The following is a 26,442-nucleotide window of genomic DNA, read 5'->3' on the forward strand; positions in this document are numbered from 1 at the left end:
TCAATCGAACAAGTTTTAGGTGGCGGAGGACGTGCGTGCCTCAGTGGCGATCCTGCGAAGGGTTGGAAGAACCTCCCCGAACGATGCGGGAGTGGCTTTCTTTTCCCCGAAGGCGAAGTACAGATGGCGATAGTGAGTAAAGAGTTCGTCGTAACGCGCAACGGCTTCGGGCTGCGGTCGATAGGTTTTGAAGGGAAGACATAACGCTTTTTGCGCGGTCTCGATGGACGGATAGATTCCCGATGCCACCATGGCGACGATTCCCGAGCCCAGGCTGGTGGGGATTCCATCCGGCACCAGCACGGGCTTTCCGAGCACGTTGGCGTACACCTGGTTCAGGACGCTGTTGTTCTGCGGAATGCCGCCCGCATTGATCACGCGCTCGACGGCAACGCCGTGCTCGGCCATGCGCTCGAGGATGATGCGCGTGTGGAAGGCGGTGCCTTCGATGGCGGCGAAGAGTTCGTCCTGCGCAGAGTGCAGCAGGTTCCAGCCGAGAGTCATCCCGCCGAGTTCCGAGTTGACCAGCACGGTGCGGTCCCCGTTATCCCAGCTCAGGCGCAGCAGCCCTGTCTGTGCGGCGGCATATTCTTCGAGGCCCTGCGAAAGAGTGCGGACATCGGTGCCTGCGCGGCGGGCGATGGCTTCGAAGATGTCACCCGTAGCGGAGAGACCTGCTTCGATTCCCGTGAAGGCTGGATGCACGCTGCCTGGCACCACGCCGCACACGCCGGGAATCAGGTTGGTATGCGAGGCCATCGCGATGATGCACGTCGACGTGCCGACGACGTTGACGACATCGCCTTCCTTGCAGCCCGCGCCGATCGCATCCCAATGCGCGTCGAAGGCTCCGACTGGAATGGGAATGCCGGGGCGAAGCCCCATCTGCTCGGCCCAGTGTTTGCTGAGGGTGCCGGCGATGGAGTCCGATGTTGCGTATCTGCCCTGAAGCTTTTCGCGGATGCCGTCGAACAGAGGATCGAGGCTGGAGAGGAATGTCTGCGGAGGCAGACCGCCCCAGCGCGGGTTCCACATCCACTTGTGTCCCATGGCGCAGATGCTGCGCGGCACTTCGGCCGGATCGGTGATGCCGATCAGCGTGGCGGCGACCATGTCGCAGTGCTCCAGGGCGGTGGCGAAATACGCGCGCTTGCCGGGATTGTTGCGAAGCCAGTAGAGCAGCTTGGCGAAGCCCCACTCGTGCGAGTAAACGCCGCCGCACCATGCAATGGCTTCGAGATTCTGGGCGTGCGCCATCTCGGTGATGAGCTGGGCTTCTTTGTGAGCACGGTGATCGCACCAGAGCATGTACTCATCGAGCGGTTGGAGTTGGGCATCGACGGGAATGACGCTCGATCCGGTCGTGTCCAGGGCGAGGCCTACGACGTTCGCGCCGGCGACCCCTGTTTCGGCCAGCACCTGTCGCGTGGCTGCGGCCAGGGCCTGCATCTGGTCGCGGTGAGACTGGGTGGCGAAGTCCGGATCTTCTCTGCGGCGATGCAGAGGGTAGCTTGCGGAAGACGTTCCGAGCCGTCCCCGTTCGCTGTCGAGCAAGGTGACTCGCACGCTGAGCGTTCCAAAATCTACTCCGGCGACGATGGCCATGGATCCGGTTTCCTTTGCTTCAGAACAAACATGTTGGAGCCAGCTGGCTCGTTGAGAGTGGGTATTCCGCAAGAGTCGCGACTTTGAGAAAGTGTTTTCCCTTGTTTCCTTGGGCTTGGGTATGAGCGTGGCTTGAAGCGTTATCCAGAGGTGTTCTGCGCTGCCACCAGGTCTGCCTGCAATTTGCCTTTGCGTAAGAACAGGTACACAGGAACTCCGCTCAGGACGATGAGCAGGCCGGGCCAGGTAGTCGATGTCCGATAAATGAAGAGTGTGACCAGAACGACGGAGGAGCCGGCGATGTAGAGCGCCGGTAACCAGGGATAACCCCAGCAGCGATAGGGCCTGGGCGCATCGGGCCGTGTGGACCGCAGGCGGAACAGGCCGATCACCGTGAGGATGTAGAAGATGAGCGCGGCGGAGATTACGTAGTCGAGAAGATTGCTGTAGAGATTGCCGTAGGTCTGGGTGGCGGCATCGTAAGTGCGCGGAAGAACCAGCAGCAGCGCCCAGAAGCATTGGATCGCCAGCGCCCAACCGGGGACGCGGGCCTCATTGAGCTTGCCAGCGCGGCGGAAGAAGAGACCATCCTGCGCCATCGCGTAACAGGCACGTCCCCCAGCGAGGGTTAGCGCATTTACGGTGCCGAAGGTAGAGACCATGATGAGGCAGCCCATGGCCAGCTTGCCGATGCCGGGCAGCACGGTATCGACGACCAGGGTTGCAACGCGGTCGCCGGGAGCCGTCTGGATGGCACTGATGGGCAGCACGGCGAGGTAGCAGAGATTGCAGAGCAGGTAGAGCGCGATCACCATTGAGGTGCCGAGTCCGAGCGCCAGCGGCAGATTGCGCTTGGGGTTGCGCACCTCGCCGGCAACGAACGTGATGTCGTGCCAGGAGTCCGCGGAGAACAAGGAGCCGGTCTGCGAGACGCAGAGCGCGACGAGAAGACCGAAGCCGGTGGTGGCGTCGATCGTATGGATGAGGGAGATGTGCCTGGGGTGCCAGGCGTCAGCAAAGTTCAGGTGGAAGACCGACGGGTTGCGCACGAACGCATAGGCGCCCAGGCCGAGAAGCACGACCATGCCCGCCAGCTTCGCAACCGTGAAGATGTTCTGGACCAACTTGCCCCAGGTGACGCCGCGCGTGTTGATGAAGCAGGTGATCAGGATGACGGCGAGTGCGACCGCCTGGGCGGAGGAGAGCGAGAACGCATAGCCGGGAAGGACGCGGACGGGCGCGATGAAGTAGTGAGTCTCGCTGATCGAGGGGAACATGACGCCGCTGAAGCGGGCGAAGGCAATGGCGACAGCGGCGATAGAGCCGGTCTGGATGACAGTGAGAAGCGTCCAGCCGTATAGGAAGCCGAGCAGCGGCGAGAAGGCTTCGCGGAGATAGACATACATGCCGCCGGCGGTGGGCATCATCGCGGCGAGCTCTCCGTAGCTGAGCGCGCCGAAGACGGTGAGGATGCCGGTGATGACCCAGGCGACGAGAAGCCATCCGGCCGAGCCGACCTGCCGGGAGATCTCTGCGCTGACGATGAAGATGCCGGAGCCGACCATGATGCCGGCAACGATCATGACGGAGTCGAAGAGACCCAGCGCCTTGCGAAACTCGGTAGGGGATGTGCCGGTCTCCCCGTCATGAATGAGCTGCAAGTCTGTATCGATCTGCTGCATGCGCTTATGCCTTTTGAGTGAGAGACGCAGCGAGCGGGCCCATGCCAGGAACCCGCCGGAGCGTGAGTGTGCTGTTCGCTACGAGGCTAAACGATGCGGAGGCATCATAAGAAAACGTTTCCGCATTCGCGCGCAGGAGAGTTGTGGTGCTCATTGCGGCTGCGCCCCCAAGAAAGAGCCTATGTGTGAGTTCCATGTCCAAGGTTCATCTTTCTGTTAGCGGTAGCTTCGGTAGTTGTGCAATTCATGGATACAATTTCGAGTACATAGAACATCGCGCGAGCGAGCCATTGTTGTCAACCCAAAAGCTATGGGTGGCCTGCCGGAGCCGCGGAACAGCCTGAGTTGGGGTCGCTGGCGGACGGCGGCTTCGGCAGCGAGGTTGGGGAAACCACCTTGGGTCCGAGCGTCTCCCACTCCTGAACGGCGACTGCGGCGTATTGCTGGCTGTCACCCGAGGCATCGAACACGGCGCGAAGGCAGCGCGTGGTGACGGGATCGAACTTCACGTCGACGAACTCGCCGACGGTCGTTGGATAGCCGCTCGCATTGGACACGGGATGCCAGCCGTCTCCACTGCGATACTCGAGATGCCACGCAGCCGGCGGTGCAACGCCCATGTTGGCGCCTGCACGGTGGTCACTCCAGAACTGAATCCGCGAACCGTCGAGGGTGACAGGCTTGGCCCACTCATATTGAATCCACTGGCTGGGGGGATTGTGCGGAGTCCAACTGCCCCACATATCCGGGGGCAAGGGGTTCGGGCGGACGATGCCGTCGTTGAGCGCCCTGATCCAGTACTGGACCGGGATGGGTTCGTTGGAGGCGGAGACCAGCGCGGCAGAAGCAAGATTGCGGCCGGGCGCAGCGGGAGGCTGCGGCTCGTGCGTCTGCTGCACCTTCAACATGCGCGCCGGTGAGACGCTGTCGTCCCACTTCACCGTGTCGATCGCCACGCTGCGCCGGAAGTGGCCGCCACCCTTGGCGTCGGCCGTGTGATAGATGAGGTACCACTTTTTCTTGAACTCGATGACACCCGGATGCGAGGTCGTGGAAGAGACGGGATCGAGGATGACACCCTGGTAAGTCCACGGCCCGAGCGGGGTTGGCGCGGTGCCGTAGGCGATGCAGGCGTGATAATTCGCGGGCGTGCAGGGCGAATTTGGGCCGGCCTTGTTGTCGGCGTAGACCATGTAGTACGTGTCCTTGCGACGGAAGAGCCAGGCGGCTTCGAAGAACCCGGTGAGCGTGTCGACGGTGATCTCCTTGCCCTTCGGCGTCACCATATCCTTCTCGAGCTCCATGCCGCGGAGACGGCCGAACGTGCCCCAGTAGAGATAGACGCGGCCATCGGTATCGACCCACACGGTTGGGTCGATGTTCTGTATCTTGTTGGGCTCGGGCACGGACTGCGAGACGATCGGGCCGCTAGGATGCGCATCTTTCCAGGGGCCGAGCACGCTATCGGAGACGGCGACGCCGATGACGAAGGGGTCGGCGTGCTCGCGCTTTCCTTCCTGGACGGGGGCGTAGAGATAGAAGCGCTTGTCGGGGCCCTGGATGATCTGTCCGGCGTAGGCATGGCCGGGTTTGGACCAGGCAAAGACGGTCTCCGGTCGAAGGATCGCGGGGTAGTGCAGCCAGGTCTTCGAGGCGACCTTTTTGGTTGCGAAGAGCTGCCACTCGTTCATGACGAAGTTATTGACGTTAGGGGGAGCTTCATCTCGTCCCGCCAGGATATACAGCGTGTCTCCGACCACGATCGGCGCGGGATCGGCGGAGTAGTAAGAGCCATCGGAGAGGATCGGGTTTCCCGCGCTGTGGATGATCGTCGGCTGCGGAATCTGGGCCCTGGCCACGGTCGAGGTCGCGAGAAAAGCAACGCCGGCGATACGGCGGATAAAGGGAGTCACGCTCTTCAAAAGGTCCTCACAATCGAGTCTGAGCCTTCGGCTGTTCACAAATATTTATACTTTATTGTATACATTAAGGTCGATATAGCACCCCGATATCCACATCCAGATAATCCAGGAGATGGCAGATGAGCAGGACTTGTTTCTTTCGGCTGTGCGCGTTCCTGGCGGTTCCCCTTTGTGCCCTCGGACAGTCGCCTTCAGCCTCTCCGTTCCAGTTGAAGTTCACGGCGGATGGGATCTCCAGTCTGCAGAAGGTGCAGGACAAATATGCCACCGACTATATCCAGTCGGGCCACGCGCTGGGCGATGTCTCCATTCGCTATCGCGCGGAGGGCACGGACGCATGGAGCGAAGTCTCCGCGGCGAGCCGTCAGGGAAATACCGGACCTTACACCATCAGCCGGTTGCAGCCGACGCTGGCCGGTGGAGCGCATGTCGCCGCTTCGGTGCGTGGCCCCGGTGCGCGTGTGCTCAGTGCCGCGTTTGAGCCTTCGACCTCGCACGATCTCGGCGCGGCACGTTTTACGTGGGCGGAGAAGAAGGGAACGACGGAGTGGGTCGAGTACGACTTCGATCAGCCGGAGCCGGTGTACTCCGCAGAGGTCTTCTGGGCTGCCGATGCGGGACGGCGTATGAATACGAAGCTTCCCGTGTCGTGGAAGGTGCTCTACAAGGTCGGTGATGATTGGAAAGAGGTCTCGCAGGCGAAGCAATCGCCAATCGCTGTCGACACGTTCAACCAGACTACGTTTCAGCCGGTGAGCACGACGAGTATTCGCGTCGAGGTGCAGCTTGCAGCGGATGCTACGGCGGGTATCCTGCAGTGGCGATTGAATGGCGAGCCTACGCGGATCGTTGTGCCGGTGGATGATCTTCAGGCCTCGGAGACCTTTGAGCGGGTGGGAGATGCACTGGTGTGGAGCATCACCGTGCGCAACCCGACGAGCCACGCTGTTGAGGTTGGCGATCTCTCGATTGGGCTTCCGATGAACCGTCATTATGTCGGAGACAAGACGGAGACCTACACGAAGCGAGTGATTCAGCATGGGTCGATTGCAGGTGATGGTTCGTACATCTACTGGATGCGCACCAATGCGGAAGGCCCGTATCTCGTGATGACGCCGTCGTCCGGCACCGCTCTTGAGTACTTCGAGGAAGTGCCCGCAACCCGAATCTACAACGCCTATATCCACGCCTCCGCGAGTATGGCTGACCTGAAGGCGAAGGGTGGCAACTGGCGATTGTCTGTGACGCATCTCGTCCTCGCACCGAAGGGCAAGGCTGGAGACAGCAAGACGTACAGCTTCCGCTTTCGCTGGGCGCCGGACTACGACGGCGTCCGCGAGGTGCTGTACCAGGAGAAGCTGTTCGATGTCGCGGTCGTCCCGGGGATGACGATTCCGATGGACCTCGATGCGGAGTTCTCCCTGCACACTCACAACACGGGTCTGAAGATTGAAGCGGAGCATCCGGAGAAGACGCAGATCACGGCGCTGGGCGAACGCGGCAAGGATATTCGCGTCTACAAGGTCCACTTCGGCCAGCTTGGTGAAAACATGCTGCGCGTGAACTACGGCAGCGGCCAATATCTGTCGTTGGAGTTTTTCGCAACCGAGCCTATCGAGACACTCTTCAAGAAGCGCGCCGCGTTTGTCGTATCGCATGAGCAGCACACCGATACGAGCAAGTGGTATTACGGGCTCTTCTCCCAGTGGGACATGAAGGACCACAAGCTGCGCAGTCCCGATGATCTCGATGGCTTGCAATCGTATGCTGTCGCTTCGGACGACACCGCGCTGGGGAAGTCTGCCTTCATCGCGCAAAAGAACATCGTCTATCCGTCGCAGAAAGAGATCTCCGCGGTGGAGGACTACATCAGCAAATATGTCTGGGGCGGCCTGCAGGAGACCACGACGGAGAAATACCCTTACGCCATCTATGGAATTCCCAACTGGAAGGTGCTGCGCGACAGCCCTGATCCCGGCACGAAGGGCCAGCAGCACGTGTGGCGCATCTACGATTACCCCCACGTCGTGCTCATGTACTACAACATGTATCGCGTCGCGAAGCTGTATCCCGAGACGACAAAGTACCTCGATTCCAAAGGCTACCTCGAACGCGCCTTCGGAACCGCCAAGGCTTTCTTTACTGTGCCGATGGAGGTCATCAAATGGTCGCCGTACGATACCGGCACCTACAACGAGATTGTGATTCCCGATCTCATCAACGCCCTCGACCAGGAAGGGCAGCATGAAGAGGCCGCCTACCTTCGCGGCGAGTGGGAGACGAAGGTCAAGTTCTTTATCAATGACCATCCGTATCTCTACGGCTCCGAGTATCCCTATGACACCACCGGTTTCGAGTCCACGGCCGCGATGGCGAAGTATGCAATGGCCCGCGTCCAGCCGCCGAATGCCGCTCCACAATCTGCCACCCTTCCGGGGCAGGCAGCCTTCGCCAGGGAGGTAAAGTATGACGACGCCAAGCAGTTTCTCGATGGCCAGTTTGCGCTCAACGTTGCAAGCCGTGGATGGCTGGAGACGGCGTATTACGACATGGGCAGCGACTATCGTGGAAACGGAAATATCTCCTATACGTTGAGCTACATGTCGCAGATGGGCGGGTGGGGCATTCTCGACTACGCTTACTACCAGTCACCCGATCCGGAAAAATATCTGCGCCTCGGCTATCCCGCTTACCTCAGTTCGTTTGCGCTTATCAATTCAGGTACCGCTGAATCGAACTACGGCTACTGGTATCCCGGCAAGGACAACGACGGCGGCGCCAGTGGTGGCTTCGAGCCTCGTCCGTGGGGACGCGCCTGGCTGGGCAATAAGGAGATGGGCCGCGGGCCGTGGTGGTACTCGGGTGAGATCGAACTCGGTTTCAGCGGCGCTCTGCGTGATGCGGCGACGGTGGTCGTCGATGACCCGATCTTTGGACGCTATGCGTACGGTGGCACGATCGCGCAGCACAGAGGTTTGACGGAGGTCGTTCCACACGATGGCCTGCGTGAGCGCCTTCACATCCTTACGAAAGGCCAGCGCATGCATCTGCTTCTCGACCGCGATGCTTTCGCCGCGGACAAGACAATCTCTTACGACGACAACCTCGCGCATCTGCGCTTCACGCTCGAAAATCACGCAACGTCTGCGCATCCTGTCGCGCTCGCGTTCACTGGCCTTCCGGCGGGTAGATACAGCCTGATCGTTGGTGGCAAACGTCAACCGGCGCAGACACCAGTGGAGGGCGCTCTGACACTTCAGGCTCCAATCGCAGGCAGCCAGGTTGCGGTCGAACTCGTCCGCGCGGAGAAGTAATCCGCTGCTTACAGGCGGCTTTTATACGCAATACATCCATTCAGTCGAGGTATTCAATGCGCGTTCAAAACTTCCGGCGAACAGGCTCCTTTCAGCTTGTTGGGCTAGCTCTTATTGCGTGTCTTACAGCGTCAGCGCAAACACCGCCGCGCGGTCCCCGCGTGCTTCCTCCGGGGCCGATGATCGATGGGGGCGAGGTGACGTTAACTTCTCCCGCTCTCAGCATCCGCCTGCTCAAATATTCGGGCACGGTTGCGCAACTGACGCCCAAGGCCGATGGGACGCTGGACTACACTCCAGGCGACCGCCTTAAAGAGCGATCCGCAGACACCTTCTACCACTTGGGCGATCTCGATCTACGGATTCGCACCGCGGGTGCCACCGGCTGGACAGATGTCTCCACTGCCTTCCACCGCGCGCCCGCCACTGTCGTGGCTTCCGATGACACGCACTTCGTCAGCGACGTTACATCGAGCCTGCCCGAGGGAACGCCTCTGAAGGTCGTCCGCACCTGGGCTGTCGAGCGTGGCGACCTCGTGCTGCGCTTCACGGTCACGAATACCGCAGGCTCTCCGGTCGAGCTTGGCGGCGTCGGGATTCCGATGGTGTTCAACAACATCATGAACGGGCGCACGCTCGATCAGTCTTATCGCACGTGCAGTTTCTACGATCCCTATATGGGAGAAGACGCGGGCTACGTCCAGGTCATACGGCTGAGCGGCGTTGGGCCGGTGCTGCTCGTTGTGCCCGACGGCCACACGCCGTTCGAGGAGTGGAAGCCCATCCTCGACCGCCGTGACCGCGCAACCGGGAAAGGCATCCTCGACAACGATCCCACTCCGCGCGGTACGACCTTCGAAGGCTCGTACGACTGGATGGTGCACTCCGCAGGCTTCGCCCAGACGGAGTGGAAGGACGTCAGCGAATGGAATCCTGCAACCTCCGAGACGCTTGCTCCGGGAAAGAGCGTAACGTTTGGTGTCCGCTTTATCGTCGCCCCAGATGTCCGTCACATCGACGCCACTCTCGCGGAGCATAAGCGGCCGGTCGCCATCGGTGTTCCCGGCTACATCCTGCCCCAGGACGTCGACGCACGGCTCTTCCTGCGCTATGGCTCGACTGTGCGGTCTATTGTTAGCGAACCTGCAGACGCCGTGACCATCCACGACGACGGACGCAATGCAGCGGGTCTCCATGCCTATACGCTGCGCGGCAAGCAGTGGGGACGTTTCCGCCTGGTCGTCACCTATGCCGACGGCACCGTGCAGAGCATCGGCTACCGCACCATCAAGCCCGAGAGAGAAGCCATTGCGGATATGGGCCGCTTCCTCTTTCATCAGCAATGGTTCGATCAGCCCGATGATCCGTTTCATCGCTCGCCCTCCATCATCAGCTACGACAACGAAGCCGGGAGACAGGTCACCCAGGACTCTCGCGTCTGGATCGCCGGTCTCAGTGATGAAGCCGGAGCCGGATCATGGCTCGCTGCAGCGATGAAGGAGTATCTCGAACCCGATGCGGAAGAGGTCGCCAAGCTGGAGAGCTATGTCGATGGCGTGCTGTGGGGCCATCTGCAAAACAGTGAGGGAGATCACAAGTACGGTGTCCACAAGAGCCTCTTCTTCTATGAGCCCGCGCTCGTGCCCGGCTTCACCTATGATCCCGGTCTGAACTGGAAGAGCTGGACGAGTTGGGACAAGAAAGGTGCTGACGACGTAGGACGCTCTTACAACTATCCCCACGTGGTCTCCGCCTACTGGGCGCTCTACCGCACGGCGCGCAATACCAAAGGGCTCGTCGTGAAGCATCCCTGGGACTGGTATCTCAACCAGGCGTATGAGACCTCGCTGGCCATGGTCTCGCAAGCGCCTTACTACACACGCTACGGACAGATGGAAGGCACGGTGTTCCTGCATCTGCTGGAAGATCTGAGGGCCGAAGGCTGGAATGAGAAAGCCGACAAGCTGGAGGCCGTGATGCGCACGCGAGCAGACCGCTGGAAGGGAGAAGCCTATCCCTTTGGCAGCGAGATGCCTTGGGATTCCACCGGCCAGGAAGAGGTCTATGGCTGGTCGCGTTACTTCCACAATGACGATAAGGCGGACGTTACACTCAACGCGATTCTGGCGTACGACCCTGTCATTCCCAGCTGGGGGTACAACGGGAGCGCGCGGCGCTACTGGGACTTCATCTACGGCGGGGATAGTAAGTACTCGCGCATCGAGCGGCAGCTTCATCACTATGGCTCGGGCTTGAATGCGATCCCGTTGCTCGAGGAGTATCGCGCGCATCCGGATGATCTCTATCTGCTGCGCGCGGGGTACGGCGGTGTGATGGGACCGCTCTCGAACATCGACGAGAAGGGCTTTGCTTCGGCAGCGTTCCACTCGTTTCCGGACCGGATGATGTTCGATCCCTACACTGGAGACTACGGCCCGAACTTCTTCGGCCACGCCATCAATACGGGAACCTTCCTCACGCATGATGCTGCGATGGGCTGGATCTGCTTCGGCGGCAACGTCGAGGAGCATCATGGTCTCGTTCACGCGACGATCCTCGATTCCTCGCGCAACCATCTCTTCATCGCGCCGCTGGGGCTTTGGATTACGCTCGATGCCGGTCATCTTGTTTCGGTTGACTTTGACCCTGCGAAGAAGACCGTAGCGCTGCATCTGGCTGCTGCAAGCGCCTCGGTCCCAACGGCGCGCTTGCGAGTGAAGCAGACCGCCGCAAAGCCCGGCTGGGAGCTTGGTGCGAAGACAAACCTCGATGCGGGAGCGAATGTCATTCCGCTTGGTATGAGGGAAACGACCGTCGTCCTGCGGGAGAAGACGATGTAAGTGGAACGAAGATGGTCGGCAGGAAGCCTGCCGGCCATCTTTGCGTTGCATGGTGTCTAGAGTGGTGCATCATTAGTTCATTGAAGAATGCTGGTCTGTTCAGCACAGCGCGAAGCGCATTCCCTGACGCTTTAGCGTCAGGGAGTCGGAGGGAGCCGTAGCCTTTAGGCTACGGAATTCAGGCTTAGCAAAGATGTGGCCTTTAGGCCCGGGCCTTCTTTCGGCTGCAAACAAAAGGCCCGGGGCTAAAGCCCAATTCTTGCCTGCCCTTAATTCCGTGGCCTAAAGGCGATTGCCTCCCTTACCCTCCGCCCCGCAACGCTAAAGCGTCACGGTTTGCGCTTCGCGCCATAGGGTAGTTCACTCCAACAACACACCATCGCTGAAAATGCTTTAGCGGGAGCTGATCTTCAACAGCACCACGCCATGGCTCGGAACAGTTGCTTTGAAGGTGTCCCCTTCCAGCTTGACGTCCTCGTGTTTCCAGAGGTCGCGCACCTTCGTCTTTTTACCTGTGAGGTTTGCCGGCAAGATGCTGCGAGCAAACTGTGCGTCTGTGGGAGCGTCGTTGCGATTGAAGAGGCCGACGATGACCGAGCCATCGTGCAGGGGGCGCATCAGCACTTCAACCTTGTTCTCGCTCGACACGGAGACAACCGGCTTGTACTCGGGGTCCTGATCGACCGCGATAGTCTCCGAGTTCATGAGGATGCTCTTGGTCTCATCCGTCATGGTGCGCAGGTCGTTGCCGGCGATGAGAGGAGCCGCCAGAAGCGACCACAGGCTCATGTGCGTCCTGTACTCGTCGGCCGTCATGCCGCCGTTGCCGATCTCCAGCATGTCGGGATCGTTCCAGTGCCCGGGTTTGGCATATTCCGCGATCTTGATCTGGCTGAAGCCGATCTTCTCCATCGAATCCCAGCGATCGGAGATGTCTCCGGTCGTGCGCCAGAGGTTTCCACCGCTCTTCGTTCCCCAACCCGTCCACACAGAGGCCCGCCCGTATTCGCAGAGGCTGTAGATGATCGGCCGATTCGTCTCCTGGAGCGCCTGGCCCATCTTCTGATAGATCGCCTGCAGCGTCGGCGCATCGTCCTTGTAGATGTCGAGCCCGCTGCAGAGGTCGTACTTCAGGTAATCGATACCCCACGCAGCAAACGTTTTCGCATCCTGTACCTCATGCCCGAAGCTTCCTTCATATCCCGCGCACGTCTTCGGTCCGGGGCTTGAGTAGATGCCGATCTTCAGGCCCTTCGAATGCACGTAGTCCGCAAGCGCCTTCATGTCCGGGAACTTCTTGTTCGTGGTGATGTTGCCGTTCGCGTCGCGGCCCAGCTCCCAGGTGTCGTCGATGTTGATGTAGACGTAGCCTGCCTTGCTCATACCGCTGGAGACCATGGCATCCGCCATCCCGCGCACGGCGGCATCGTCAACCCTGCCTGCAAATTTGTTCCAGCTATTCCAGCCCATCGGCGGCGTCCGGGCCAGGCCGTTGTCGGGAAGGTCTTTGAGCTCCGGCAACGGCAGCGGCGCCGGAGGCAGGGTCGCTTCCTTCGTTACTTTTTCCGCGACGGATTTCATGACGCCGTTGCGTCCCTGGGTTTGAAGCAGCAGCTTGCCATCTTCATAGGTCCCGTCAAAGGTAATCGGCCGCTGTGCGGGACGAGCGGTTGCGCCTGCGGGCGGGGGTGGCGGAGTTGGAGGAACCGTCACAAAATGGATCGCTCCCTCTTTGAACGTGCCGGTGATTGGAATTCCATTCGGCCTCCGGATCAGCGTGCCGCTGAGGGTCTCGCCGCTCTGCTGAATCTCAAAGTAGGTGTCGCGAAAGGTGCCGTCGGGGTTCGGTGTGCGCGCGTCCCAGTACCCGCTTAGATTTGTCTGCGCGAAAGAAGGCTGAGTTCCCACGAGAAAGCAGCCCAGTAAAAGGGCCAGAGTGCTCGTTGAAGCTCGAAAGAAATGACGCATAAGAAACTCTCCCTGGTTGCTGATGATTGTGAATAAAGTGCTCGCCAAACTTTTCGTGTTCAAGAGAAGCTCAAGCGCCTTTCACGGTGAGCGGTACTTGAGAAAGCGAAATCATTTTCATGACTTTCTCTTGTTTAAGAATCCAATTATGAACTTTTTTGTAACGATGTGGGAAAAAGAGATGAACACGAAATACGGGTCCCTAGCCTTGGAGCAGGTTCCAGCATCTGCGGTATTTTCCGGTAAACATCATTGATTGTGCAGTTTACTGGAAAAAATATGCGGCCGCCGGGCTCGCCAGGACTGCATTAGGCCCTGATGGTACAGCCATAACGTGCAAGAAATCTTGCGGCAGGATTAAAACTTGTTGACAGAATGCACCTCTTTAGCTGAATGTTTACGTATCAGAACAAATACTATTTTGGATACATAAGCCAAGAGACTCTCATTATCAAGAGACTTGACGTCATTTGGCATCCGCTAAGAAACAAAAAAGTATTTTCGTTAGACCGCACTAGCTTTCGTGGATTGTTTCGGGGCTTCTGCGATAGCAAAAGTCTTTGCGGTTGGTCAGTAAACCTTTACTGGCTGGAAACGCCAACTCGAACCCTCCGCCACGAGATGGCGGAGACACCATAAGAGGGGCTTCGACCTATGTCTCTGAGCAGATTCGCCATACGCACGGCAGGAGCAATCTTTGCCTGTTTCTCCATCCTCCTTTTCATGTCCATCACCGCGATCTCGCCGCCGGCGTGGGCCCAGGATCTGTCCACCGGCTCCCTGAACGTCGCCGTTCTGGATCCGTCGGGGGCTGCCATCGCGGGCGCGACGATCGTACTGAAGGATCTGGGAACAAACGACGTGCATACCGGCGTCACCAGGGGCGTAGGTACTGTGGTCATTCCTTACCTTCCTCCTGCTCAATACATCCTCACTGTCTCGAAGGATGGCTTTGAGACAGAGGTCTATCCTTTGGTGACGATCCAGACGAACCAGGTATCGAACCTGAAAGTCGCTATGAAAATCGGAGCCGCGACGACCAGCGTCTCGGTTTCGAGCGACGTTTCACCCATTCTGGACTCGACTTCGAATGCTCTGACGACAACGCTCGATTTGAAGCAAGTAGATTCGCTTCCTCTGGGCGGTCGCGATGCGGGGCCTCTCGCATTTCTCGTCCCGGGAGCCGTTAACAACAACTTCAACAATCTTCCTGGCGGAGCGGTTAACGTCAGCTCGAACGGTTTTTCCACGATGACCGCTCGCAATAAGAGCAGCGGATTTGCTGACAACGGTTCAGCAACCACGCAACTCCTGGAAGATACGCAGGAGATGACGGTTCAAACGAGTGAACTGGATGCCAGCCATGGCGGCAGCTCTACGATGGACATTGGATTTACGACCAAACGCGGCACGAACAAGTTTCATGGCCAGCTATTTGAGGACTATCGCAGTCGCGGCCTGAACGCCAACACCTGGTACAACAACTATGTCGGCCTGCCCCGGCCCGATCTGATTATTCATGACTTCGGTGCAAGCGTCGGAGGACCGCTGTGGAAAGACAAGCTGTTCTTCTTTGTCAGCTTGTCGAACTTCCGCCAGCCCTCCAGCTTCACGCACAGCACGGAGATCCCGACAGCCGCGGCTCTGGCTGGAAACTACAGCTACATTCCCATAGGCTCCTCTGCGGTGCAGACTGTCAACGTGCTTCAGGCCGGAGCGAGCGCCGGATGCCCGACTTGTACGGGACAGCTTAATCCCACCATCGCGGCCGCATTTGCGACTGCTCAGGCATCGTATGGTGTGGGGGGAGCGACGATCACTCCGCTTGATCTGAACCACAACAACCTGAACTTTCCTGTTCAGGGCGCAACGGTCATCAAATACCCGACGGCCAGGCTCGATTACGATGTGAGCCACAACTTCCGGTTGACGGGTACGGCGAACGAGACCGCTTCCTACTACACCAACACCGGGGCTCCGCCCTATCCTGGCGCGGCTTATGCCAATCAGTCCGGCAGCAGCTTCACCAAGAACTGGCAGGCGACCGCGGGCTTCGACTGGTCGATCACCCCTTCTTTTGTCAATGCATTCCGTGCCGCTTTTCTCTACACGCACTTTGAATACAACACACAAGGTGTAAGCATTCCTACAGATTCCATGTTCGATACTGGGAATATCGTTCTTGGTTTTGGCCTGACCAGTGGCATCAATCCATTCAATTCTCTTTCAGGCGGATCGTTGTATGACACCATTGCTGTGAAGGACGATTCAACCTGGCAAAAGGGAAATCATACGATTGGTTTCGGTGTAGAAGCAGGTAGCGAACCTGACCACTACTACAACAATCTGTTTGTCCCCAGCTTTACGGCAAATGGCATCGCTACTGGCGATCCCGTCCAAAATGCGCTGATCAATGCTCTTTCCGCAAACGCTCCGAGCTCGGCTCAGGGAGATGTGCAGGGCTTGTACGCATCTCTGACCGGACGCGTCAACTATTACAGCACGAGTGAATTTGTAAATACTCAAACAAAACAGTACGACCCTCATACTGACTTCGACCTGCACGAGCGGTTGACGCAGGCAGCGTTGTTCGCGATGGATAGCTGGAGAGCAACGCCAACTCTTACCCTGAACTACGGCCTTCGCTGGGACTTCACCGGCGCTTCGACGGATCTCACAGGGTTCTACACGCACCCTGATGTGGCGAATCTCTGGGGCCCTTCCGGTGTGAACAACCTCTTCATGCCGGGCACGTTGTCGGGCGTTCAGAACCCAACCGAGAGCACCTCATCGCAGGCGTATGCGCCTACCTATGTCCATCCGCAGCCGAACTTCGGCTTCGCCTGGAGTCCCCATGGAGATCCAAACAGCTGGACGGGACGTATGTTCGGAAATGGTAAGACTGTGATCCGCGGCAGTTATACCTTGAAAAACTACGTCGAAGGCACGCAGAACTTCTGGACCTTCGGCTCGAACGGAGGAGCTAACTTCCAGAACAACTACACGGCTGTGCCCGTCATTCCATCCAGCGCAGCACCCGGTGCCGGATTCTATAACGCAGGTTCGTTCGTGCTGGGACAATCTGCCGCTCCGGCGACAGCAGCTCAATTCCCGGTTCCGTTCTCCAACACGGTCCCGCTGTCACTCGGAACGTTTTCTGGTAACTGGGTTACGACGATCGATCCGCACATCAAGCAGCCTTATGTTGAGTCGTGGCAGTTTGGCATCCAGTATGCGATCAATGACAAGAATGTCATTGAAGTGCGATATGTCGGCAATGTTGGTAAAGATCAGTGGCTCGGCCAGAATATCAATGAGATTAACGTCTTCGAGAATGGCTTCCTGAATGAGTTCAAGGGCGCGCAGGCTAACCTGGTTGCGTCCGGCGGGACAACGTTCCAGGGACACAATCCAACCCCGATCCTCAACCAGGCCTTTGCCAGCACCGGTCTCCAGAGCAACTTCACGAACAGCCAGTTCATTACCTGGCTGAACCAGGGACAGGCCGGAGCGTTTGCAAACTATCTGGCAAGCAATCCCAGCTACCTCTGCTCCCTGGTGGGCGCTGCCCATTTTGCTCCGTGTGGCGCTGCAGGAGCGACTGGCGGCGGAGGGTATCCCATCAACTTCTTCCAGGCCAATCCCTTTGTTGCCAATGGCGAGGTCGTGGAACTGACGAACGCCGGATACTCGAACTACAACGCGTTGCAGATCGACTTCCGTCAGCACTCGTATCACGGCATGCAGTTCAATGCGAATTACACCTATGCCAAGTCGCTGGGAACCAGCGTGCAGGGAAGTACAGCTCCCGGCATCTATGGCGGCCAGGGGAACAGTGCTCCCGGCTTCTATACGCTAAGAAACAAGCGACTGAACTATTTCCCTAGTGCCTTCGATATACGGAATGTGCTGCACGTCAGCGGCACCTACGACCTGCCCTTCGGACGCAATCGACAGTTCTTCAGCCATACAAACCGTGTTGTAGATTCTGTGATCGGCGGATGGACTCTGGGTACGATCATTACTTATCAGAGTGGCGATCCGCATCTATTCAACGGCGGCACCGAAACGACAAACACCAGCGACTCCGGTATCTCTTTGATCGGTGTTACTCCTGCTCAACTGCAAAAGCAGATCCACATCCGGCCCTCAAACGGTCATCCGTGGGTGAACCTGTTCGATCCGAAGTACTATACGGGTGCGGGACAGGCGAACAACGCCTATATCAGTCCGAACTTCAATGCTGGAACCTTCGCTTACCTGCTGTGGCTGCATGATCCTAAGTGGATCAATACAGATGCGGCGCTCACGAAGGTCGTTCCCGTTTATAAAAGCATGAACCTGACTCTGCAGGCCGAGTTCCTGAACGTCTTCAACCATACGGCATGGAACGGCATGGATACAGGCGTGCAGGACACTACCTTCGGAACCACAAGTACAACTGCCAACAGCCCGAGAAATATAGAGCTCCGCGGCAACTTCCGGTTCTAGATAAATAGATTGATCCAAACGGGCCTTCTCCATCTCAATCATGGAGAAGGCCTTTTCTCACTATGGGGCCGTACGTGCATCCCAATGTCCGTTTAGGTTTGTCTGGGCGAAAGAAGGCTGAGTTTCCACGAGCAGGCAGCTCGGAAAAGGGCCAGGATGCCCGTAGAAGTTCGAAATCAATGATGCATAAGAAACTCTCACCAGTTACTGACGATTGTGAATAAAGTGCTCGCCAGACTTTTCCGCATTTCAAGAGAGATCCATACCCCTTTTAGGGTGTGCAGTACCTGAGAAAGAGAAGCTACATTTATAGATTTCTTATGTTAAAGAATCCAATTATGAACTTTCAAATGACAGATATAGAGGAAAAGAAATAGGCGCGAAATGCGGCTCACTTATCCCGGAGTAGGTTCATGTATTTACGGGATGCCCAGGATAACAACAGCTGATTGTGTCATTTACGGAAAATTTTCGCAGTCGGCCCAACCCGTTAGGACTGCACCAAGCTCTGATCGTACTGGGATGACGAATAAGAAATCTTGCGCTGAGATGAAAAACTATTGACAGAGTGCACCTCTGTAGATGAATGTTTACGTGCTTCAATAAATACTATTTTGAATACATTAGCCAAGGTGATTCTCATGATTAAGAGACTTTTAAACGGCGCGCTGCTCTGTACCTGGATGGCAGGAGCCATCTTTTCTCTCACAGCCTTCGTGGCTTCGGCTCAGACGACAGACGGATCCATTACCGTCCAAACTACGGACGCCACGAAAGCGCTCCTGGCTGGCACACACCTGGTGCTACGTGACAATGAGACGAACGTCACCCACGAGGGCACGACGCTAAAGTCCGGCACGTACACCTTTGACGCGCTGCCTCCCTCGACTTATAGCCTGACCGTAGATCATCCTGGCTTCAGCAGCCTCTCCTACGACAAGATTCTCGTGCAGGCCGGCGTTGCGACACCCTTGAACATCGCCCTCAAGGTCGGCAGCGACACCCAGAAGATCGATGTATCCGCCCTGTCCGTGCCGGTCCTTGAGACCTCTTCGAACACGCTTTCCACCTCCATCAACCTCGAGGAAGTGAACAACCTGCCTGTCGCCAACCGGAGCCTGATCGCGCTGCAGGCACTTTCGCCCGGATATGCGTCCGCTACCGGCAACGGCACTGGCACCTTCAATGGCACCCCGCAGGCCGGGTATCAGGCAAATCTCGACGGCATCAATTCAACCTCATCGCGAGGAAAGGCGGGGAGCGGTTCGGGCTCAGCTATTACCTTCCGCGTTGAAAACATCCAGGAGTTCACGGTGCAAAGTGGCGAGCTGCCACCCAGCCAAGGCGGTGGTCAAAGCGCCGCGCAGACGCTCTTTGTGACTAAGCGTGGCACCAACAAGTTTCATGGAAGCCTCTTTGAGAACCACCAGGACGAGTCGTTGAACGCCTTTCCCTGGTCATATGGCTTTCAGACTCCTCGCCTGCCGAAGCCGCATCTCCTCATCAACGACTTTGGCGGTTCGATCGGCGGTCCGATCTTCAAGGACAAGCTCTTCTTCTTTGCCAATTTCTCCGCGCGCATCTCCCCTAACTCCAATACGATCTCTACGGTTCTTCCGACGATGTCCGCGCTGGCGGGAAACTATAACTACTTCAACGCAGGCGGTGGCGTTTCAACGATCAACGTCCTGCAGGGAGCCGGCGCTGCCGGCCTTGATCCGAACGTCAATGGCGGAGTTTTATTCCAGCAGAATCTCAATCAAGGGGTGTACCAGGACGGCACCTTCACGCAGGGAACAACCCAACTCAACACCAGGACGCTGAACTTCGCGGTACCGGCGAAGAACACGATCTTCTATCCCAGTGGACGGCTCGACTATACCGTTACTTCGAGACTCCAGATCAGTGTCTCCGCCAACCTTACTCGAAACACAAACAACGGCATCTATCAGGACCCGCTTCCCGGCGGCTTCCAGATCAAGACTACGGGCTCTTTCTCCCAGAACTATGTAGCCGCGGTTGGAGTTGACTATACCGTCACGCCGACCCTGGTCAATCAGTTCAAGGCAGGCTTCCTCTATACGCATAGTCTCAACAGTCCTTCCGCGTCGGGCTTCGATGTAGCTTCGCAAGGCAACACGAACTACAACTTCCAGGGCATTCAAAGCGGCAACTTCCCGATTGTCCCGCAGGGAAACTACTATCCCTACTTCCAGGGCAACGATGATGTGAGCTGGCAAAAGGGAAGTCACACGATCAAGTTTGGCGGTAACTTCTGGCATCAGCAGGATCACTTTTACAATCCAGCGGATGGGCCCACCACTATTAATCTCGGGTTGATTAGCCAGGACCCCGCCTTCAACGCGATCAACAGTCTCGTTCCTACCAGCGGAGCGAGTGGAAATCTTCCCGGCAATCTCAGCGGTGCACAGGGTGATGTCACAGCCCTGTATGGCTGGCTCGACGGCCGTGTTACGAGCGCCAGTTATGGATTACCTGTCAACCCTGCGACCGGAACGTATACCACTCCGGGGTCCTACTTCCTCGATGAAAAATCCTTGGGTGGTGGGCTCTATGTGCAGGATTCATGGCGCGCGCAACCCGGTCTGACCTTGAACTATGGTCTGCGCTGGGACTTCATCAGCGACATCCACGACGCCCATCTCGGATACACGGGACCTTCGGCCGCCGACCTGTTCGGTTCCTCGGGTTACATGAATATCTTCCAGCCCGGTGCTGACTCAGGAAGTCCGAATCCGCTTTATACAACGTCCCAGCATAAGTACAACTCGAGTCTTGTATTGCCACAGCCACAGATCGGTTTTGCCTGGAATCCCAGCGGAGACGAAAGCTTCTTAGGCAAGCTTTTTGGAGCCGGCAAGACGGTGATCCGCGGCAGTTATACCCTGAAGAACTACACCGAGGGTGGGCAGAGCTTCTGGCAGGCCGCTTCCAACTCGGGCTATAACTTTTTCAATAACAATAGCCTGACGGCCAGCAATACCGTTGGCCCGCAATACTACACCCCCGGGTCAATCAAGCTTGTGACTCCGCCTTCTTCCTGCACCGGGTACATTGCCAACTGCGTCAATACAGCGACGATTCCGACGATGGGACCATTCTTTGCGTCGCCCGCTACCTACCAGACGACCATTCCTCAGTCATCGCTGTTCTTCAAGGGCTCAGGAGCACCGGCTGCCATCGATCCTAATATCAAGCAACCGTATGTTGAGTCCTACACTCTCGGTATCCAACGGCAGATCGGTCATTCCAGCGCGTTTGAAATCCGGTACGTCGGAAATCGCAGCATCCACGATTGGATTGCGATCAACTATAACGAAATCAATTCGCTCAATAATGGCTTCTACCAGGACTTCACTGCGGCACAGCGCAATCTCGCCATCAATGCGGCAGCAGGGCACCCCAACGACTTCAGTAACCGCGGCGGCGGCCCTGCTATGCCGATCCTGAGTGCTGCCTTTGCTGGTGCCTCTGCCGGCGGATTCACGAACGGCAGCTATGTAACTCTGCTCAAAAACGGCTCTCTTGGAGGGTTGGCCGCAGCCATTGCGAACAACGAAACCTACTTCTGCAACGTCGTGAGCCAGGCCTTCGCGCCGTGCAAGGCTGTAGCTTCTTCCCCGATGGGATCTAACTTCCCCAGCAACCTGTTTCAGGTCAATCCCTACCTCGAGGGATCCGGTGCCAGTCTCACGAGCAGCAAGGGTTCGTCCAACTACAACTCACTTCAGATGGAGTTCCGTCAGAAGGTCTCACACGGTCTCGATCTGAACGTCAACTATACCTACGGCAAAACGCTCGGCTTCTCCTCGAACGAGGCTGCTGGATCTATTGGAAACGCAGCGTCGGTCATCACGCTGCACAACCTGCACTATAACTATCAGCCGATCTCGTACGACACCCGTCACGCGCTCAAAGCCAGCGGGACCTATGCTCTTCCCTTTGGCAAGAACAAGGCTTTCCTGAGCCAAGGCAAGCTCACGAACTATGTCGTTGGAGGTTGGACGGCAGGCATGATCTTCATCTACCAGAGCGGAGCCCCGTTTGCTCTTACCGGCGGCCTCTCCTCCACCATCAACTCGGCTTCGGATGGCGGCGTCACCTTCGTCGGCGGCACTTCAGCGCACGATATCCAGAAGTCGGTAGGCATCACTCGCTCTAAGCCCGGCAACACGTATGTAAACTTCATCGGATCAAAGTTCCAAGGCACGAGCACCGCAAATCCCAACTACGTTGTGCCCAATACGACCCCTGGTACCGAAGGGAATCTGCCCTTTATCTATGGACCGAAGTGGAACAACTTCGATCTTGCAGCAACGAAGGACCTACCCATCTTCAGGGCAGTCCATATTAACCTTCAGGGTATCTTCCTCAATGCCTTCAACCATCCCGAGTGGATTACGAGCACTGCCTCCACCGTCTTGAGCACCCAGAGTTCAACCTTCGGAACCACCAGTACGACCGCGCAGGCAGCGCGTCGTATTGAGCTCCGGGCTAACGTTACTTTCTAATTTCTCGATGCCGTACCTGGGCTTGTGCCGGTTCCATGGCACAAGCCCGTTTTTTTGTGAGTCATTTTGGATGACCCAATTCAACGATAGGAAAGATAGGATCAAGTGTCCTGAATCTTTGGTTCGTTGAACATGATGTCCTGTTCAACACAGCGCGAAGCGCAAACCGTGACGCTTTAGCGTCGCGGGTCGGAGGGAGCCGTAGCCTTTAGGCTACGGAATAAGGGGCCATGCAAGCATTGGGCTTTAGCCCCGGGCCTTTTGTCCGCAGCCGAAAAGAAGGCCCGGGCCTAAAGGCCATATCTTTCCTAAGCCTGATTTCCGTAGCCTAAAGGCTACGGCTCCCTCCGTCTCCCCGACGCTGAAGCATCAGGGAACGCGCTTCGCGCCGTGCTGAGCGCCCCTATCTTTCGACGAATGAATGACCCATCAGACCAATAAAAGGCCGCACAGAAATCTGTGCGGCCTTTGTTAGTAAAGCGAACGAGTTATGCTCCAGCAAAGTCCGCGAATGGCTTTTCGTTGACGGACGGACGCTCCGCCAGGGCCTTCTCGAAGATCGCAATTGTGGCCTTCAGCTCTGCGCCGTGCAGCTCCAGGCGAGGAGCGCGAACGCGGGCCGAGCCCACGCCTGCCTTCTCCTGTACCCACTTGATGAGCTGCACAAACTTCGGCACGGTATCCAAGCGCAGCAGCGGCAGGAACCAGCGATAGAGTTCGAAGGCTTCCTTGTGCTTGCCCTCTTTTGCGAGCTCGAAGAGTCGAACCGACTCGGCAGGATACGCGTTGACGAGACCTGCGACCCAGCCAACAGCACCGGCGCCGACGCCCTCTACCAGTACGTCATCCACACCTACGCAGATGCGCAAGCGATCGCCAAGCACTTCGCGAATAGCAGAGACGCGCCGCACATCCGCGCTTGACTCCTTCACGGCCTTGAGGTTCGCGTGTTCGTTGGCGAGCTCAGCAATCTCTGCCGGCAGGAAGTCAGTCTTATACGCCACCGGATTGTTGTAGAGCATGCACTCCAGCTTCGTCGAACCGATCACCGTCGCTACATGCTGTTTCATCTCATGCCAGTCGGAGGTGTAAACATACGGCGGCAATACCATCAGGCCGGAACATCCAGCCTCTTCTGCTTCTTTCGCCAGGCGCACAGCGCCATGGGTGGAGAGGGAAGAGATAGCCGCAACCACAGGCTTCTTTCCAGCGACACGCACGGCTGTCTTCAGGATGTCGATCTTCTCGTCATGCTCGAGGGTCGCGCCTTCGCCGAGCGAGCCCAGCATGACGAGTCCCTCGCAACCATTGCCCAGTTGCCATGCTGCATGTTGCGCCAAAAATTTGTGATCTACCTTCAGGTTCGTGTCGAAGGGGGTTGTCATTGCCGGTAGTACGCCAGACCAGTTCATGCTTTCTCCTTAATCAATTCGGTTGTGTTGTTTTCGCTAGCGTCCGGAAAGCAGAACGCCTGAAGGGGAACGGGAAAGAGGGGCTGCCGTATGGAGACAGGCCTCCATCCCAGAAGCTGTTCGATGGCTGGACCGCAGATGCGGCCCTGGCACGGACCCATGCCGCATCGCGTCTGCAGCTTTGCGTCGGTCCATCCCTGGTGGCCCTGCAGGCGCGCAAACGGAACGTCCTCGCACCGGCACACGATCGTGTCGGGACGCGGCAGCGACCGCAGTTCCGCACGTAAGGCAAAGGCTTTTTCCATCCTGTCGCCGAAGGCCCGTTCAGCGGCTGAGCGTCTTTGCAGGGACGCATGGCTGCGGCCAGCGCAGGCTAATCCGGCGATCTCACCTTGCACCAGCGCTGCTTCGAGCCCTGCAATGCCCGCAGGCTCTCCCGCGCAGAATACATTCGGCAGTGAGGTGCGCTGCGCGCTATCGACCTGTACAAAGCTCTCGCGGAACGCGCAGCCGAGAAATGCTGCGATCTCTGTGTTGGGCACGAGGTGGTATCCGCAAGCCAGCAGGTCGCAGGGCTCAGTCCAGGTGCGCGTGCCGTCGGTGACGCGGACAGACGCCAACGTTTGTCCGCTTCCAGCAATCGCTTCGATCACCCAGCAGCCAGCGCGGTACGGCGTCTTCCAGAGCTTGACGCGAAAGCGCGCGCCCTGCACCAGCTTCGCAGGATGCGTCCAGAGCGATGCGGCAAAGGGAGCCAGCTGCGCCAACGTAGCTTGCTCCAGGACGCTTGAAATCACAGCGCCGTCCTCTGCAAGATGGGTGGCAACCGCAAGGAGCAGGGGACCTGTACCCGCTACGACTATCTTTTTCCCTGCGACGGAGTAGCCTCCCTTGACCAGGGCCTGCAGACCGCCAGCGCCGAAGACGCCTGGAAGCGTCCATCCTGGAAAAGGTAGAAACCGTTCGCGCGCGCCGGTCGCGAGGACCAACTTCTCGAAGTGGAACTGCTCCACTACGTTGCCGGAAGCAGTTTCCTGCAAGGTCTGCACGGTCCCTGAGGCGTCTGCGCTAAATACGCTGCGGCCGTTGAGCACCTGGGCTCCGGACCGCTGAAGCCTCTCCATCGCTCTCTGCTTCGCAACATCCTGTGTGTTCGCAGAGTCGACGGTCGCACCACGCCAGATCTGGCCACCAGCGGTGACGTTATCGTCGAGCACGATGACTTTGCATCCGTTTTCAGCCGCCGCTGTGGCCGCAGCGATGCCGGCGGGGCCAGCCCCGATGACCAGAACCTCCGCGCGCATCACGAGTTTGTCTCCACGGTCATGTTGTCTTCGCACAGCATCTGGCAGGTGCGCCGATGCGATGTGCCATTCACCACGGCACGGCACTCAAAGCAGATGCCCATGCCACAAAGAGCTACGCGGGGATCTCCGTCGACGGAGATCCGGCTCGGCTGCTGCGCCAGCAACATGGCGGCGGCAACCGTGGTGCCCGGTGCAACCTGGCAGGTCACGTTGTTGATGAGGATGGAAAGAAGCTTAGGCATGGGCAAGCCTTGCCGGTTCCGTGAGTCGTATAGGCAGATAAGAAGTGGCATCAATGGCCGATTCGCGCCCAAGCATTCCATCGACCAGGAGCCGGGCTGCTCCTGGCGCGTTCGTAATGCCGAGTCCTTCAAAGCCTGCGGCAAGCCATAACGAGCTGTCTTCGGAAAGTCCCGCCGCCGGCCCGATCAGCGGGAGCTTGTCGGCTGTCGCGGCACGAAAGCCTGTCCATACTCGCAGCACAGAGAGCTTTTCCAGCGCGGGCATGTACTGCTTCGCGCGGTCGATCATGCGTCGCAGCATCTCTGCTTCTGCTTCCGGCTGCTCATTGCCATACTGCCGGGAAGAGCCCAGCAGCAACTGCCCGGTCTGCCGCGGCTGAATGTTGAACGCAACCGAATCGTCCGTTACCTTGTGCGCGCTTTTGAGGTAACCAAGCTCCACCAGTTGATGGTGAAGAAAATTCGGATAGCGATCCGTGATGATGAGATGCCCTTTGCGCTTTTGAATGGGCAGCGCAGGAAGCAGATCGCACTCCGTTCCCACGGCCAACACGATACGGTCAGCCGTGAGTTCTGTGCCATCGCTGAGACGTACCTGTTTGTGCGAAGCCGATAAGGCCCTCGCATAGAACACCTCTGCACCCAGGCGCTTGGCTTCAGCCAAATAGAAAGCTGCTGCCGCTGGCGGATACACCACGCCATCATCAGGCACGAGCAACCCTCCCGCCAGGCCATGGCGCAGATTCGGTTCCTGCTTTGCAAGTTCTGCTGCCGTTAGAAGGCTCGCTGCGATACCGGCTTCTTCGTACACCTTTTGCCGTGTGCCGACTTCGGCCATCTCTTCTTCATCGGCGGCCACCCATATCGTTCCGCGGCCCTCGTACTCCACCGATTTGGGAAACTTCGTCGACTCCGCGCGCCACAACGAACGAGAGAACGCGGTCAGCGCAAGCTGTGCCGCCGAATCGTCCATCACGACTACGTGCCCCATTCCCGCAGCAGTGGCTGCCCCGGCTGGCGTACCGCCTTCGATGACACCGACGCGCCAACCCAGCAGTGCACACTCGCGGGCTACGGCACTACCGACAATTCCGGCGCCGATAATCAGGACATCAAAGCATTTCATC

Annotated in this window: 12 protein-coding genes; 4 read left to right on the forward strand and 8 right to left on the reverse strand. The window is 58.0% G+C overall.

Going from position 1 to position 26,442, the window contains the following annotated elements:
• Positions 1–15: 15 nt before the first annotated feature.
• From HDF15_RS06800 to HDF15_RS06810, 3 genes are all read right to left on the reverse strand, one after another.
• A complete protein-coding gene (locus HDF15_RS06800; RefSeq protein WP_184253971.1) occupies positions 16–1,605 on the reverse strand; it encodes a ribulokinase in 1,590 nt (529 codons plus the stop codon).
• Positions 1,606–1,745: 140 nt separating this feature from the next.
• Entirely contained in the window at positions 1,746–3,287 is a 1,542-nt protein-coding gene (locus tag HDF15_RS06805; RefSeq protein ID WP_184253972.1) for an APC family permease, read from the reverse strand.
• Positions 3,288–3,595: 308 nt separating this feature from the next.
• Positions 3,596–5,200: a family 43 glycosylhydrolase gene (locus tag HDF15_RS06810; RefSeq protein ID WP_311733056.1), complete on the reverse strand. Its 1,605-nt coding sequence runs from the start codon at positions 5,198–5,200 to the stop codon at positions 3,596–3,598.
• A gap of 128 nt (positions 5,201–5,328) precedes the next feature.
• Between HDF15_RS06810 and HDF15_RS06815 the strand changes: the two genes are divergently transcribed.
• Positions 5,329–8,523 carry a DUF5695 domain-containing protein gene (locus tag HDF15_RS06815; RefSeq protein ID WP_184253973.1) on the forward strand — a complete coding sequence of 1,065 codons (3,195 nt, stop codon included), beginning with the start codon at positions 5,329–5,331 and terminating at the stop codon, positions 8,521–8,523.
• A 56-nt stretch (positions 8,524–8,579) separates the two neighbouring features.
• A complete protein-coding gene (locus HDF15_RS06820) occupies positions 8,580–11,363 on the forward strand; it encodes a DUF5695 domain-containing protein (protein WP_184253974.1) in 2,784 nt (927 codons plus the stop codon).
• A gap of 393 nt (positions 11,364–11,756) precedes the next feature.
• On the opposite strand, the gene HDF15_RS06825 is transcribed toward HDF15_RS06820, so the two are convergent.
• Positions 11,757–13,331, reverse strand: coding sequence for a glycoside hydrolase family 27 protein (locus HDF15_RS06825; RefSeq protein ID WP_184253976.1), 1,575 nt, complete (start codon positions 13,329–13,331; stop codon positions 11,757–11,759).
• Between the two features lie 654 nt (positions 13,332–13,985).
• On the opposite strand from HDF15_RS06825, the gene HDF15_RS06830 reads away from it, so the two are divergent.
• A complete protein-coding gene (locus tag HDF15_RS06830) occupies positions 13,986–17,822 on the forward strand; it encodes a carboxypeptidase regulatory-like domain-containing protein (RefSeq protein WP_184253978.1) in 3,837 nt (1,278 codons plus the stop codon).
• Between the two features lie 641 nt (positions 17,823–18,463).
• Positions 18,464–22,354, forward strand: a complete 3,891-nt coding sequence (locus HDF15_RS06835; RefSeq protein WP_184253980.1) for a carboxypeptidase-like regulatory domain-containing protein — start codon at positions 18,464–18,466, stop codon at positions 22,352–22,354.
• A 488-nt stretch (positions 22,355–22,842) separates the two neighbouring features.
• On the opposite strand, the gene HDF15_RS06840 is transcribed toward HDF15_RS06835, so the two are convergent.
• From HDF15_RS06840 to HDF15_RS06855, 4 genes are read right to left on the reverse strand one after another with little or no spacing between them, the layout of a single operon-like run.
• Positions 22,843–23,766, reverse strand: coding sequence for a dihydrodipicolinate synthase family protein (locus HDF15_RS06840; protein WP_184253982.1), 924 nt, complete (start codon positions 23,764–23,766; stop codon positions 22,843–22,845).
• Positions 23,763–25,070, reverse strand: a complete 1,308-nt coding sequence (locus tag HDF15_RS06845) for an FAD/NAD(P)-binding oxidoreductase (RefSeq protein WP_221314314.1) — start codon at positions 25,068–25,070, stop codon at positions 23,763–23,765. Before HDF15_RS06845 ends, HDF15_RS06840 begins: the two co-directional genes overlap by 4 nt.
• The gene (locus HDF15_RS06850) at positions 25,070–25,315 is read right to left on the reverse strand and encodes a 2Fe-2S iron-sulfur cluster-binding protein (RefSeq protein ID WP_184253985.1); all 246 of its coding nucleotides are present in this window, start codon (positions 25,313–25,315) and stop codon (positions 25,070–25,072) included. The genes HDF15_RS06845 and HDF15_RS06850 overlap by 1 nt, the downstream gene beginning before the upstream one ends.
• A complete protein-coding gene (locus HDF15_RS06855) occupies positions 25,308–26,441 on the reverse strand; it encodes an FAD-binding oxidoreductase (RefSeq protein ID WP_184253987.1) in 1,134 nt (377 codons plus the stop codon). Before HDF15_RS06855 ends, HDF15_RS06850 begins: the two co-directional genes overlap by 8 nt.
• Between the last annotated feature and the right edge of the window lies 1 nt (position 26,442).

Origin of the sequence: Granulicella mallensis (assembly GCF_014203225.1) — a bacterium.
GTDB classification, from domain to species: domain Bacteria; phylum Acidobacteriota; class Terriglobia; order Terriglobales; family Acidobacteriaceae; genus Granulicella; species Granulicella mallensis_A.